Here is a 14,145-nt window from a genome sequence, read left to right on the forward strand (position 1 = left end):
GATGCAAGTGGGGCTCCCTCCTGCTGGAGGGGGCCCCTATTCGTTCGAGCGGAGAGCCTCGGCGATTTCGCCTCTCGCTTTGCCGCAATGCCTGCGTCGCGCGGTCTATTCGGTGATGCTGCAGGCGGCGTCGCGGCGTACCGGATTGGCCCGCGCCGCCACGCCGCCGGGCAGGCCGACCCGATAGTCGGAGAAGCGCGGGTCGCTCCACAGATAGTCGGTCGAGATATACTGGGCGCCGCTCGCCAGGGCGGCCTGGAAGCGCGTGTCGTCGCCGGCCCGCGCCTCGCGGGTGTCGGCATCGGCGCGGGTGCGGACCAGGAACCCCGCCTCCACGGCCTCGCGGATCCTGTCGCCCTCGGCGATCGGATCGTTGAGCGTGAGATAGGCTGCTGCTGGCGAGTGTTCGTCGGTGTTGATGAAGAACACCCGCCCCTCGAGCGAGGCGCGCTCGCCGCGATAGATCGCAACCTTCTCCGGTCCTTCGTCCAGCGCGAACAGGAACCTGCCCCGCGCCTCGTCCAGCCCAGGCCAGTTGTTGGCGAGCACGGCCTCGCGCAAGCTGGCATAATCGCCCTGCACGTCATCCGGAGTGATGAGCTTCTCGGGCGGCAGGACCGAGCGGATCTCGGCGTCCAGCGCATCGAACGCTGCCTCGTCGAACCGCAGGGCGGGCCGGCCCAGAGCCTCATTGTCCGATTCCTTGGCGTTGACCATCAGCAGGATCGGGACGTGGCGGGGATGGGCGTCGGACCAGTCGCGCAAGATGCGAAGACATTGTTTGAGCTGTAGGCAGGTACTGCCATTGTCGATTCCGGCGATGTGCAGCACCTTGAACCCCGGCGCGTCCAGTTCCGGGATCGCTTCGCCCGGAACCGAATAATAGCCGCCTTCCGGATCGCGATTGACGTCCAGTTCGATCTGCCTCGCACCGCGATCGAGCTGTTCGTTCAGCGGACGGTGGGCATAATCCAGCGCTTCGGCGGCGCGGGCATCTTTCTTCCGGATCGTCTCCATCACCTCGAGCGGCATCGGCAATTTGTAACTGTTGTGCGTCCCGACAGCGCTGATGTCGTTTACCCGCAGCGGGGCTACGGCTTGTTCGTTGGCCCGATCGCCGGCCCGATCGTCGGCCAGGTCGTCGGTTGGGGTACAGGCAAGCAGCAGCGAGAGCAGGAGCATGGGTATTCCCTAGCAACAGACGGATGTGTCGCTCCAGGAAGCACAGAAATATGGCACCCTGATTTCGGCGCCTTGCCATGCCCTCGGTCTGCGCTCTGATCCGCCCCGGCTGGCGCCCGGCACGATGGGTGCCGGGCGGAAGGCCGAGCGGGCGCAGCGGTTCTCATCCGCGCCCGCTCTAGTGGCTCAATATCGAGCGGTCAGCGAGACGATCGCCTGGCGCCCGTTGGCGGGGACCGCAAAGTGCGGGTTGCGCAGCTTGGTGATGTAGCGCTCGTCGCCGACGTTCTTCACGTTCACCCGCAGGGCCAGGTTGGGATTGAACTCATAGGCCGCGAAGGCATCGACGCGGACGTAGCCATCGGCAGAGATCAGGTTCCCCGCATCGGCAAAGCGTTCGGATTGATGATAGACACCTCCGCCGAAGCTGAAGCGTTCGCCCACGGCCATATTCGCGGTCAGCGAAAGATTGTGTTCCGGAGTGTTCGGCAAGAGATTGCCACCCCCCTGATCGCTGTCGATGAAGGTGTAGCCGCCGAACAGCGAGAGCGGGCCGGCTTGTCCGGTAGCCCCGATCTCGAAACCTTCGATGCGGGCGGAAGCGATGATCTCCGTCACTTCGCCCAGCGGATCGGTGTTGATGATATTGTTGCGGTCCACCCGGAACGCGGAGGCGGAGAGCTGCATGGCTCCGCCGAACAGATCGGCCTTTGCGCCGATTTCGTAATTCTCGGTTTCCTGGGGAGCATAGGTGTCGTTGCTGATCGCGATATTGCCCGAGCCCGCGCCGACATCGGTGCCCGGAGGGTTCTTGGCATTCGCATAGGAGGCATAGATGCTCGCCCAGGGGACGGGCTTGTAGATCGCGCCGGCCTGCCAGCTGACGAAATCGGTCTCGACGCTGCCGCGGAAGGGCCCGCCGCGGCCGCGGCCCGAGCCCGACGCGCGGTAATCGGTGTAGCGGATGCCCGCGTTGACGATGAGCTGCGGGATCAGGGTAATCGAATCGAAGGCGTAGAAGCTGATATCCTCGGCCTGCGAAAGGCTCGGCGTGGTCGCGGGCGCGATCGCGCCGTTCCATGGATCCGCAGGGTCGGGGTTGAGCAGATCGGTGCAATTGAACGCGGCGATCGCTTCGGCCGGACAATTGCGGTCGCCGGTGTCGACGCTGTAGGTGAGGTTGCTTGTGTCGGCCCAGCTGTACTCGGCGCCGATCGACAGATTGTGCAGGATAGAACCGGTCGCGAACTCGCCGGAGATGTTGGCATTGCCGGTCATGGATTCGGTGTTCGAATTGCGGCTCTTGATAGCCCGCCAGACCTGGCCGTCGACCACGTTGCCGGCGCTGTCGTCCGGATTGGTGACGATATAGTCCATGTCCGAATCGGAGTACCGCAGCAGCGCCGATGCGCTCCAGCCGTTGCCCAGATCATGATCGAACTGGAAGGTCGTGGTATCGACCCGCGTTTTCTGGAAATCGCGGACCAGCAGCCCGTAGAAATTGTCGGGATCGACATCGGCAGGAACCCGCCGACCGTCGGCCAACTGGCCGCGCGAGGTCAGCGGGATGCCGTAATCGGGCAATTGATCGCCCTCGAAATGGTAGTGGGTCAGGCTGGCGACGGTGTTGGTCCCGATCCCGTAGGCGATCGAAGGGGAGATGCCCCAGCGGTCGTCGTAGACGGCGTCGCGGCCGGGCGTCTCGGAATCGTGGAACAGCCCGACGATGCGCACTGCCACCCGGTCGCCGATCTGGCGATTGACGTCCGCGGTGACGCGGTAGAGGTCCGAGGTTCCCACCGATCCGGTCGCCGAGGCGAAATTTCCTTCGCGCGCGGTCTTGCTGACCAAGTTGATGCCGCCGGCTGCCGCGCCGCGACCGCCGAGAGCGCCGCTGGGGCCTTTGAAGACCTCGATCCGCTCGACCGCGAAGGTTTCGCGCGTCTGCGACCCGATGTCCCGCGCCCCGTCGACGAACACGTCGCCCGTCGCATCGACGCCGCGGATAAGAGGGATGTCTGCCGCGGCCGTGCCGCCTTCGCCGGCACCCAGGGTGATACCCGGAACCATCCGCAGCGCTTCCTCGAACGAATAGGAGGCGGTCTGCTCAAGGGTCTCCTCGGTCACCACGTTGATCGTGCGCGGCGTGTCGAGAATCGGCGCGGTGGCCTGATCGATGCTCAGCTCGTCGGGACGATCGCCGGTCACCACGATCGATCCGTCGGGGTCGATGCCGTTTTCGGCTGCCGCCGGGGCGCTGGCGATGAAGCCGACGCATCCCAGCGCGAGGAATGGTGCGGTGCGGGTGAATTTCGATCGTGTCATGGCTGTGCTGGCCTCCCTGTTCTGCTCTGGGCGCGCCTATGGGAGGCCGGGTCGCCGCTGTCAATGCAAATGCAACTTAGTCGCAATAGCGTTGTTGGGCGGTAGGCATGAGCAATTGCGGCCTCAGGCGTCGGCCCAACGGCGCATCAGATTGTGGTAGAGATTGGTCAATTGCAGGACCGCGTCGTCGGTGGGCCCGCGTTCGGCACTCAACACCCGGACGGTCCTGTCGAGGCGGTAAAGCTGCTCGCGTTCGCCGGGATCGCGGACCATGCTTTGCAGCCAGAAGAACGAACCGAGGCGCACGCCCGACGTCACCGGGGTGACGCGGTGGACGCTGGAGGCGGGATAGAGCACCAGGTCCCCGGCCGGCAGCTTGACCCTGTGTTCCCCGAACAGATCCTCGATTACGAGCTCTCCGCCCTCGTAGCTGTCCGGCTCGGCGAGAAAGAGGGTCGCCGACAGATCGCTGCGGATCCGGAAATCGGTCCCCTCGAGACGGCGGATCGAATTGTCGACATGGGCGCCGAACGCCTCTCCGCCCTCATAGCGGTTGAAGAGCGGCGGAAACACCTTGAGCGGAAGCGCAGCCGCGATGAATTCGGGCGCGTGGCCGAGCGCATCCAGCACCATTCTGCCCGCGGTCTTCTCGGCTTGGCTACCCTGGCGCAATTGCCGGTTCCGCTTGGCGGAGCGCGACTGATGGCCCGAAGTCTCGTTGCCGTCGACCCACTCGCCGCTCTCGATCAACCGGCGAAGCTCGAGCACCTGCGCTTCGTCGAGCACCCGTTCCACGCGAACCATCATGCGTTCTTCATCCTTCCAGCGCTGCCGGGCGAGGAGCGCCATCGCCCGTTCCGAAACTCTCGCGACTGGATGGGATACATGCAGACCCGAGCGATATACGACGGCTTATCGCCCCTCGCGGGGATGCGAGTGAATGTCAATTGCAGTAAGCCGGTGTTGCGGCGACGGTCCGGATACGGTTGAACCGGGTTACTGCTCGGGCGGATACGACCCGCCCGAACGAAAAACGCTCAAAAAAAAGGGGGCTGGATGGTTCGGGGGTTACGAAATCCAGCCCCCAGGACGGCGAAGCCTGTTCGTCATGGGGGATGAGGGGGGAGACGAACAGGCTCCGACACTGATGTCTACTTGCGCTCGATCACAGCTTGAAGCTGATCGATGCGCGCAGCCCGTAGCCGATCTCGCTGTTGCGCTCTTCTGCGGAGAGTTCGCCCGAGAGGGTGTAGAACTCGTCGCCGCCCACGCCTCTCAGGCGGCCGAACCAGCCACTCGATTGCTGGTCGGGCAGGAGCGTGAAGCTCTCGCCGGTCCCGAAGCGGGCGGTGGTGGCGCCGATATCGCCCGCGAGTATCTCGCGCCGTCCGCCTTCGGCCTCGATCCTGGCCCAGTTCCGGTCCCGGCTGCGCATCCCCAGCAGATCGACACCCGTGGCGATGGCCAGATTGAGGCCGGTCTCGTCGCTCGTGCGATTTTCGATCGTCAGGTCGAGCGCCTTGCCGCCGCCGGTTTCGGTGTAGCCGTCCTCGCTGAGCCGGATATAGTCGAGGGTGATCGAGGGCCTGATGAAGAAGAATTGCGAGCCGCCCTCGACCGACGCCCCGCCGACGAAGGAGACGACATTGCCCGACCATTGGCCATCGATCGTCCGCTCGATCTTCTTGTCGCCGTTCATTCCGACAAAATAGCGCGAGCCCTCGAAGTCGGAGAAGCCGTAGGAACCGCGCGCGAAGCCCGAGAACGCGCCCCAGTCGCCCCGCCAATAGGCGGCCGCTTCATAGGTGTTGGAGATGACATTGTTGTCGATACCCGAGTCATGCCGGTTCCACAGCCAGGTGCCGGTGGCGCCGAGCTTGCCGACCCCGGTGGCAAGCTCGAGTCCGCCCGAGAAACCGAGGCCGTCGAGATCGTAGCTGGCGGTGTCGCCTTCGCCTCTGGTCGAATCCCAGCCGGCGAAATCGAACAGGACGCTCAGCTTACCTTCCTGTTCGATCGGCGTGTCCGGAGTGGCGAGGGTGCGCGCAAAGGTTCGGAGCCCGAGGCTTATGCCGTCGAAAGCGCCGCCGGCGTGATCGGGCAGGGTCTGCGCGACGGATGCCTTGAAGACATTCGCCTCGGTGATGCCGAGAAAGACCCCCGCCACCTCCGCGTCAGCGGCGAGCGCGCGGTAGAGCGAGTCGTAGGCCGCTCCCTCGGAGCGATTGAGGCCCAGATCCTTGGTTTCCTTGCGATCGATATCCACGCTGATCGTGCCCGCCGCCTCGTTCACGGCCAGGGCAGCCTTGTACATGAAGGGAACGAGGGCGCTGTCGGCGGCGAGATTGCCCGCTCCCACGAGAGTGCCGGCCTCGATCACCTGATACAGGCCTTCGGCCTGCGCGATGTCGGTCAGCCGCAGCTTGAGCTTGGAGCCCTTCTCGAAGCTCGCGGTACCGGCGACGGAGATGGCGGTCGCGGCATTGGCCTGCTTGCTCAGTGTGGCTCCGATCACGCCATTGGCGCCGACCGCCAGCGACCCGATTGCGGTCGGGGCGGTGATATCGAGCAGGCCGCCATTGACCGCGACGGCCAGGTTCTGACCGCCCTGCAGCTTTCCGGCGAAGACCGATTTGTCGGCGATCGTCAGCGAACCGTTGCCGCCACCGAAATCGGCGGTGCCGGCAAAGGTCGAAGTCCCCGCAAGCGAAAGAAGATCCGCCTGGCCGCCGAGGACCGCGGTCCCGACGAACTGGCCATCGCCGCTCAAGGCCAGACGGTCGACCCCGGCGCCGAACGTGACGCCGCCCTTTACCGCGCCGTCGGCGATTTCGAGCACATCCGCGCCCGCGCCGAACCTGATGTCGCCTTCGATCAGCGGTGCCTCGATCCCCGCGCCGACCGCCGTCTGGCGGACGGTGGCTCCCGACGCCGCCGAGGACAGATCGATTGCGACGTTTCGCCCCGCGGCGGAGCTGGCGCCGGTGGCGATGATCTTGCCGCTGTTCTCGACGAGCTTCAGCGAGCCGCTGCGATCGACGATGGCGCCGGCGAAGGCATCATTGCCGCCTGCCGTAGCCTTGATCGTGCCGCTGTTGCGGACAAGCGGAACCTCGGCCCCGGCTTCGACGAGCACGGCGATCGAACTTGCTGCCGCCGCCTTGCCGCCTGCAGCGCTGATGGTGCCCGAATTGCGCAGCTCGGGCACGCCCGCGCCGCTGCCGAGACGCAGCGCGGTGGCGCTGGAATCCTTCGAGGTGGCGGTGATCGTGCCGGAAACGGCGATCCCGTTGTTGACGCTGACCGCACCGCCGCGCCCGCCGATCACCATGCCATTGCCCGCGACGCCGGCGTAGACGCCATGGCCCGCAATCGCACCGTCGACGACGATGCCGAAGCCCGTCCCCGTACCGGGCACCGCGCCGATGACGATATCGCGATCGCTCGCGCCGATCAGGACGGCCGGAGCCGCTCCGTAGGAGGTGACCTTGGCGCTGCCTTCCTTGGCGTCCGCCAGCCCGTCCTTGTCCTCGTCGGCATCGTCGGGCTTGGTATCCTTGGGCGCGACGGCAAAGATGATGCCTTTCGCGACGCTGCCCTCGACGAGCACAGCGCTACCCCCCTGCAGCAGATCGTCGCTGTCGAGCTTCGAGGCGTCGGTTGGAGGCGCGGGGTAGCGATATCCGGTGGAGGCAATCTCGCCCTGTACGGTGAGGCCGCCGCCGATGTCGCCGCCGAACCGCGCTCCCGTCGCCCCCGCTCCGCTGGCTGCGACGGTGCCCGCAAGCCGCACGTCGCCCGTGACCGCGCGCACATCGACCCCGACGCTGTTGTCGCCGAGGACCGTCGTCTTGCCGTCGTGGACCAGTCCGCCGGTCAGCGTGTCCTGCACCAGGATGCCCGCCGAATTGTTGCCCTCGACCGAGATCGTGCCCGTATGGGAAATCTGCCCCGCAAGCTTGCCCTGGACGCGGATCGCGGCGCGATTGCTTCCGACCGCGAAGGGACCATCCAGATCCTTGTCGTTGTCGCTGTCGGTGGGGGCGTAGGTCTCATCGACCGTGATCGTACCCGAGTTCGTAATATTGCCCGTACGATCGCCCGCCACCACGATCCCGCTGCCTCCTTCGGCATTGGTGACCACGATCTTGCCTTCGTTGACGACCGCGTGGTTGCTGTCGAGCGTGATCGCCGCGCCGGAGGTCAGTTCGACCGAGCCCTTGTCCGTGACCCTCACCGAATCGCCTGCGCCGTTCTTGAGCGCCGATGTGGCGACCGGTGTGGTCCGCCGGCTGTCGACGGTGGTCTGGGCGGCAAGCGGCGTGGCCAATGCGGCGATGGCGGTCCCGGCAAGCAAATAGCGATTCATAAAGTCCTCCTCGTGGATCAAGAGGAGGACGGAGCCGATCGACCGCGACCTTGATGCGCGATCGAGAAAACCGCTTCGCCGGGGTTGCTTGGGCCTAGAAGGAGAAGTCCAGCCCGAACCGGATCGTGCGCGGGCGCAGCGGGGTGACCTGGTCGCGGCCCACCACGAAGGGGGTGCCAAGCGCAAATCTGTTGCCCCGCACGTCGGCGAGATTGGTGACCGAGATCGTCGCGCCGAGCCGATCCCGAGCGATGCGCGCAATCAGCCCGCTGTCGAGATAGTCTCCCTGCAGCTCTCCCAGCTCCGGGCCGATACCGAGGCGCGACTTGCCGATGTAGCTTGACCAGGCCTGGATCCGCAGATCGAGATCGCGCGCAATTCTCGCGGAGTACTCGAGCCCCAGACGGCCGGAGAAGCGGGCGATATTCGGGACGTGGTTCGTCCGCGAGAAGAGCGCCAGACTCGGTTCGTCGATCCGGCTCTCGTTGAAGGTCACGCCCGCATCGAGCCGAAGTTCGGGCAGCAGATTGACCCCGAGAACCGAGCTGGCGGTCCAGACGCGCCCGTCGCCGATATTGGCCGTGCTGGGCAGGCCAAGCTCGTCGATGAAATCTGCCTGGATGTCGGACCACCTCGTATGGGACACGCTCAGCGTCAGATCGAAGGGATCTCGCTTGGGGCGGCCGTGACGCAGGCCGAACTCCAGCGTGGCGGCGCGATCCTGTTCGAACCGGCTGACGAAATTGCCCTGGATCGCGAGACCGCCGGGCCGGAACCCCTCCTGATAACGGACGAAAAGGCTGGTTGCCGGTGCGACTTCGGCGAGCAGCGAGGCCGAAGGCAGGAACGCCCCCTGCTTGCGGCTGGCCGTAATTTCCGTGCGGACGAAAGCCTCGGCGACATCCTGCCCGGAGCCCCCCAGCCATGCGTGCGTATAGCGCGCGCCGACAGTCGCGATCAGGCCGTCGCGGAGCCGATAGCTCGCTTCGCCGTAAATCGTGGCCTCGGTGATGGTGTTGAGCACGCCCGGCGAGGCGCTGCGGCTATCGGGGGAACCGAGCGATCGCGTCAGACGCGTGCGGTTGTCGATGAGGCTGAGCCCCGCAAGCCAGCCGAACCTTTTCGACAAGGGAACCCAGAACCGCGTTTCATGGGCGAGCATGCGCGTGTCGTTGCGCTGCAGGAACAGCCGGTCGGGGCCATTCGGGGCAGTGGCGTCGTAACGCTCCTGCAGTTCCTGGCGAGCGAAACCGCTCGTGGAGCGGATCTCGATATCGCGGAACAGGCCGGAGACGACGAACTGGCCATGCAGATATTCCGCTTCGGAGCCTTCCTGGACCTGCGCCGAGTTCTCGAGCGGTGCTCCGCCGCGATCGGCGTACTGGCTATCCTCGGCCTTGCTCGACTGGGCCAGCCCGAGAAGCTCTACCGTCCAGTCCTCGTCCAGCTCGACATGCACGGATGCGCGGCCCGCCAGAATGTCCGCCCGGTTGACGTCGATCCGGCCGAGATTGGGTTTGTCGATATAACCGCCTTCGCGGCTCGCATCGATCGATACGCGCAGCGCGGCCCGTTCCCTTCGCAGCGGGATATTGGCGGTCGCGCTCAGATCGCCGCCGGGCGAACCATGCTGGGTCAGCGCGGCCCCCGCCATTCCCCGGATCGAGGCGACATCGAGTTCCGGAGCGTGGGGAACCAGCCTGATGATGCCTCCCAGCGAGCCCGCCCCGTAAAGCGTGCCCTGAGGGCCCTCGAGCACCTCGACCCGTTCGAGGTCGGACAGCCGCAGATCGGGATCGGGAGCGTTGTAGCTCAGCCGCAGATCGCCCAGATACTGCCCGACGGTCGCCTGGGTGGGGCCCGTAAAGCTGGAATCCGCGATCCCGCGAATGAACAGCTTGTTGCGCCCGCTGCCAAGATGGGTCGAGGATACCGTCGCTATCCGCTGGGTGATCTTTTCCGTGCCGCCGACGCCGCCCAGTTCGAGCGATTCTCCGTCGATGATGGCCACCTGCGCTGCCAGTTCGGTCAGGCGCGTGTCGCGCTTGCTCGCGGTCACGACGATGGGCGGCCCCGGCTCCGGGATCGGAAGCGGATCGGGTGCGGCCGGGCGCGCGGGGGCGGGCAAGGGCTTGGGCCGGGATGGGCGAAGCGCGGACCGCTTGGGCCGCGGCACGATCTTCCAGGACGACTTCCCGACCCGGACGGCTTCGCCGCCGACCGACCGGGCCAGTCGTCGCACCGCTTCCTCCGCGCCCATCCTGCCGCGGATGCGCGGCGAGCGCCTTTCGGCCAGCACCGGATGGGACACGACGATGCTGCTGCCGGTCTGGCGAGCGATCGAGATCACTGAATTGGCGACGGTCCCCGCCGGAACGTCGATCGCGACATCGCGCGCCGCGAGCGAGACCGGAAGCGCCAGAAAGCCCAGCGCCAGAGCGTAGATCCCGAAGCGCATCGTCAGGGTGCCGTCAAAACCCACGAGCCGGCTTCGCGGCTCACCTCGACGCCGAGCAGGGGGCCGAGCTCGGCGGGAGACTGGCGAAGGGCGGAGACCATGATGCTGCCCGATACCAGATGCGACGCGCTGTTCGGCCCCACGGTGTAGTCGATCCCGCTCGCGCGTCTCAGGTCGATCGCCACCTTTTCCAGCGGTGCGCGGCGGAAGGTCAGGCGTCCGCTCGTCCATTCGCCGACCTGATCCACGGGCACCTGCGACACCACGTAATCGCCGGAGGTTTGCGAGAAGCTCAGCACTTGTCCGGGCTCCACGCGCACCCGCTGCTCCGCCGGATCGTAGATCACCAGCCCTTCCGAGACGGCGACATCGACGCTCGCGAGCGACAGATCGACGTCGAAGATCGTGCCGGCGTCCACCAGCGTCCGGTCGGCGACCTCGACCACGAAGGGATTGCTGCTGTCATGGATGACCGTGAAAAGTGCGCGCCCCTCCTCAAGGCGAGCGGAGCGTTCGCCGACGATCTCGATCCGCGAGTTTCCTGCGAGCGCGACCTGGCTTCCATCGTCCAACTGGATCGTGCGCATCTCGCCGGGCGCCGTTTGATAGGTTTGGCCCGGCGACTGGAACTGCCAGAACCCGATCGCGAGAAATGCTACGAGACAGGCGGCGATCGCCGGTCCCAGCCAGCGACCGCGCGCGGCGGTCGCAGCCGGTTCTTGCGCCGCATCGTTCGCCGCCTCGGGCGCCGCGCGCAAGCCGTCCGCCCCGTCGGCGACCGCGGCCAATACGAAATCATAGGCCTCCGCATGAGCGGGCGAGATCTCGAGCCATTGCGTGAAGGCATCCCAATCGTCGAACGCGGGATCGCTCGTCCGCACCGACCAGCCGATAGCTTCCTCTTGCATGTTCGGGTCAATCGCCATGGGTTTGTGCTCCTTCGAGTATGACGGAGACATTGCGCTCATTCCTCATCGAAGCGCTCCTTGAACCCGCTGAGCAGCCGAAAGGCCTTGCGCAGATCGCTTTCGACCGTGCTGATGCTGACGGCGAACTCGCGGGCGATCTGTGCCTGCGGAATTTCGTCGATCCGGGCGCGGCGGAAGATCGCAACCGCGCGGGGCGAAAGCCCGGCCAGCGCTTCATCGACCAACCGGGCATGCTGCTGACCCATGACGACCCGGTCGGCGGACGGCTGGTCCGACACGCCCGAACGCGCATCGGATGTCGTCTCGACCCAGTCCCGCTCGCGGCGCCGGGCCTGCGACACCGATCGATAGCGATCGACCATCAGGGCGTTGGCCGCGCTGAAGATATAGGAGAGCGGCGCGGCGATGGGTCCCGCGGGGCGGCTGCCCATGCGCAGCCAGAGCTCGTGATAGAGGTCCTCGGCATCCTCCCCCGCACCGCGCGCGAGCAGAAACCGGAGCACGCGGTCGCGGTTGTCCAGCAGGACCCCCTGCAATCCGCCGTTCGGGTGCTCGTCTTGCATAGCTGCCCGTAATCCGCTTGAGGCCACGGGGGCCACTCCTTTTTGAGCCCCTTGGCTGAGCGAGACCATACGAGGCGAGAAGAGGTAGGCGTCGGCGGGCTGTCTTCGCTTGAAAATTCGCCCATCCGTTCTATACCTTATGGTATGGAAAAAGTCGCAACCAGAGGACGCCCGCGCGAATTCGATCTCGAGGATGCCCTTGCCGCCGCGCTGCGCGTGTTCTGGCAGAAGGGCTACGAGGGCGCATCGCTGTCCGATCTGACCGAAGCGATGGGGATCACCCGCCCGAGTCTCTATGCCGCCTTCGGCAACAAGGAGGCGCTGTTTCGCCAGGCTCTGGATCTCTACGAGAGGGACAAGCTCGCCTATATCGGCGAGGCTATTGCAGCGCCCACGGCTCGCGCGGTCGCGGAGAACCTGTTGCTGGGTGCGGTCGACGTGGCGACCCAGGGCGTGGCTCGGGGCTGCATGGGCGTGATCGCCTCGGTCGCGTGCCAGAGCGTCGAGCCGTCGATCCGCGACGATGTGAACAGCCGGACCGAATCGTCCAAGCAGGCGATGGTCGATCGGATGCAGCGCGCGATCGACGCGGGCGAATTCACTGCGCCGACCGAAGCCAATGCGATTACCCGATATCTGCTCGCCATCATGCAGGGCGTGTCGGTCCAGGCCCAATCGGGCGCGACGCGCGACGAACTCATGCAAGTCGCTGATTCGGCAATGCGATCCTGGCCCTCGCGATAGAGGTGGCTCGCCCGACCGGGTAATAAATATCGGTCGGTACACAAAAAGCGCTTGACCTGAACGGCGCATTACATACTTAGCGGTACAGAAGGTCGAACGGGCAGGAGCCGGTTCGATCGGCCGCATGATGCGTCCAGCCAGTGATGAACCGATTGTCCGGTTCCGAAAGCACCGCGCTTCCGGAGGCGATGGCACTCGCCAGTATAAGGTCAGCCCAACCGATGTTCGATACGCCCATCGACCGCCTGAACGACGCGCCCGCCGCCGACCACCGCGAGAGGGTGGAATTCGGGGCCGACGATCATTTCGACGACGCGGATTACGCCCCGCAGCAAGCCAGCCAGCCTTCCGCGAAGCCGAAGCGCTTTCGGCTCTGGGTTGGCGCGCTGATCGTGTTGTCCCTCGCCGCGACCTGGTGGTTCCTCGGTGCGGCGACCCCCGCGCCCGCCGCGCCCCCGATGGCGGTGGTGACGGTCGCGCAGCCGCTCCAGCGTTCGATCAGCGAGTGGGACGAATTCATCGGGCGCTTCGAGGCCAGCAGCAGCGTCGAAGTGCGCCCGCAGGTCTCCGGCCAGATCGCCCGGGTGCATTTCACCGACGGGCAGATGGTCCGGAAGGGCGCGCCGCTGTTTACCATCGATTCCCGCACCTACCGCGCGTCCTTCGATGAGGCCAAGGCCGAGGTCGCCGCCGCGCAGAGCGCCCTGGCTCTGTCGCGCGCCGATCTCGCCCGTGCGCAAGGGCTCGTGGCGGAGGACGCGGTGGCGGCGAACGAAATCGATCGTCTGCGAGCCGGGGTGCGCAACGATGAAGCCGGTCTCGCCGCGGCGAGGGCTCGCGTAGCGTCGCGGTCGCTCGACGTGGAGTTCGCCACCGTTCGCGCACCGATTTCGGGCCGCATATCGGATCGCCGGGTCGATGCGGGCAATCTGGTTTCGGGCGGCGGCGGTGCCGCCGCCACGCTCCTGACCACCATCGACGCCATCGATCCGGTCCATTTCGAGTTCGCCGGTTCGGAAGCCCTGTTCCTCAAGTCGCGGCGCGAGGGGCTCGGCAAGGGCGCTGCGGTCGAGATCAAGCTGCAGGACGAGACCGACTACAGCCGGCGCGGTCGGCTCGATTTCACCGACAACCGGATCGACGGCGATTCCGGAACGATCCGCGCCCGGGCCGTCGTCCCCAACCCCGACGGTTTCCTCGCCTCGGGACTGTTCGGACGGATGCGGCTGGCCAGCGGCGGCACCCGCGAGGCGCTGCTGGTGCCCGATGCGGCCGTCACCACCGACCAGACGCGCAAGCTCCTGCTGGTGGTCGGGAAGGACGGGACGGTCGCGGCGCGAGCCGTCGAACTCGGCCCGCTGGTCGGAGGCCTGCGGGTGATCGAAAAGGGCCTGGAGGCCAACGAGCGGGTGGTGATCGAGGGCGTCCAGATGGCGATGCCCGGCCAGAAGGTCACCGCCAAAGCGGGCCGGATCGCCCTGGCACGGCAGCGGAGCGAGGTGCCGGCAAAGGCGCCCGATGCCAGCCGCTCCGCCTTCGCCACGCTGGCCGATTAGCCGCTACCCGACACCGCCC

General features: G+C 66.2%; 9 protein-coding genes. 2 read left to right on the forward strand and 7 right to left on the reverse strand.

Annotated elements, in window-relative coordinates:
• Positions 1–105 precede the first annotated feature (105 nt).
• From ACQ5J0_RS07395 to ACQ5J0_RS07425, 7 genes are all read right to left on the reverse strand, one after another.
• The gene (locus tag ACQ5J0_RS07395) at positions 106–1,182 is read right to left on the reverse strand and encodes a phosphatidylinositol-specific phospholipase C1-like protein (protein WP_462569930.1); all 1,077 of its coding nucleotides are present in this window, start codon (positions 1,180–1,182) and stop codon (positions 106–108) included.
• A gap of 186 nt (positions 1,183–1,368) precedes the next feature.
• Positions 1,369–3,507: a TonB-dependent receptor gene (locus tag ACQ5J0_RS07400; RefSeq protein WP_462569931.1), complete on the reverse strand. Its 2,139-nt coding sequence runs from the start codon at positions 3,505–3,507 to the stop codon at positions 1,369–1,371.
• 123 nt (positions 3,508–3,630) lie between these two features.
• Complete coding sequence (locus tag ACQ5J0_RS07405) at positions 3,631–4,314, reverse strand: Fe2+-dependent dioxygenase (protein ID WP_462570076.1); 684 nt, start codon at positions 4,312–4,314, stop codon at positions 3,631–3,633.
• 358 nt (positions 4,315–4,672) lie between these two features.
• Positions 4,673–7,876, reverse strand: coding sequence for an autotransporter outer membrane beta-barrel domain-containing protein (locus ACQ5J0_RS07410; RefSeq protein ID WP_462569933.1), 3,204 nt, complete (start codon positions 7,874–7,876; stop codon positions 4,673–4,675).
• A 94-nt stretch (positions 7,877–7,970) separates the two neighbouring features.
• Entirely contained in the window at positions 7,971–10,358 is a 2,388-nt protein-coding gene (locus tag ACQ5J0_RS07415; RefSeq protein ID WP_462569934.1) for a TonB-dependent receptor, read from the reverse strand.
• Positions 10,337–11,260 carry a FecR family protein gene (locus ACQ5J0_RS07420; protein WP_462569936.1) on the reverse strand — a complete coding sequence of 308 codons (924 nt, stop codon included), beginning with the start codon at positions 11,258–11,260 and terminating at the stop codon, positions 10,337–10,339. Before ACQ5J0_RS07420 ends, ACQ5J0_RS07415 begins: the two co-directional genes overlap by 22 nt.
• Before the next feature lie 38 nt (positions 11,261–11,298).
• Complete coding sequence (locus ACQ5J0_RS07425; RefSeq protein ID WP_462569937.1) at positions 11,299–11,826, reverse strand: sigma-70 family RNA polymerase sigma factor; 528 nt, start codon at positions 11,824–11,826, stop codon at positions 11,299–11,301.
• 144 nt (positions 11,827–11,970) lie between these two features.
• Between ACQ5J0_RS07425 and ACQ5J0_RS07430 the strand changes: the two genes are divergently transcribed.
• Positions 11,971–12,570 carry a TetR/AcrR family transcriptional regulator gene (locus ACQ5J0_RS07430; RefSeq protein ID WP_462569938.1) on the forward strand — a complete coding sequence of 200 codons (600 nt, stop codon included), beginning with the start codon at positions 11,971–11,973 and terminating at the stop codon, positions 12,568–12,570.
• A gap of 221 nt (positions 12,571–12,791) precedes the next feature.
• Positions 12,792–14,126 carry an efflux RND transporter periplasmic adaptor subunit gene (locus tag ACQ5J0_RS07435; RefSeq protein ID WP_462569939.1) on the forward strand — a complete coding sequence of 445 codons (1,335 nt, stop codon included), beginning with the start codon at positions 12,792–12,794 and terminating at the stop codon, positions 14,124–14,126.
• Positions 14,127–14,145 lie beyond the last annotated feature (19 nt).

This window comes from Qipengyuania sp. SM2512 (assembly GCF_054954005.1).

Bases quoted from the DNA above. Each gene is read 5' to 3' on its own strand.
- ACQ5J0_RS07400 (WP_462569931.1), bottom strand. From the start codon at position 3,507: ATGACACGATCGAAATTCACCCGCACCGCACCATTCCTCGCGCTGGGA.
- ACQ5J0_RS07410 (WP_462569933.1), bottom strand. From the start codon at position 7,876: ATGAATCGCTATTTGCTTGCCGGGACCGCCATCGCCGCATTGGCCACG.
- ACQ5J0_RS07435 (WP_462569939.1), top strand. From the start codon at position 12,792: ATGTTCGATACGCCCATCGACCGCCTGAACGACGCGCCCGCCGCCGAC.
- ACQ5J0_RS07430 (WP_462569938.1), top strand. From the start codon at position 11,971: ATGGAAAAAGTCGCAACCAGAGGACGCCCGCGCGAATTCGATCTCGAG.
- ACQ5J0_RS07405 (WP_462570076.1), bottom strand. From the start codon at position 4,314: ATGATGGTTCGCGTGGAACGGGTGCTCGACGAAGCGCAGGTGCTCGAG.
- ACQ5J0_RS07395 (WP_462569930.1), bottom strand. From the start codon at position 1,182: ATGCTCCTGCTCTCGCTGCTGCTTGCCTGTACCCCAACCGACGACCTG.
- ACQ5J0_RS07420 (WP_462569936.1), bottom strand. From the start codon at position 11,260: ATGGCGATTGACCCGAACATGCAAGAGGAAGCTATCGGCTGGTCGGTG.
- ACQ5J0_RS07425 (WP_462569937.1), bottom strand. From the start codon at position 11,826: ATGCAAGACGAGCACCCGAACGGCGGATTGCAGGGGGTCCTGCTGGAC.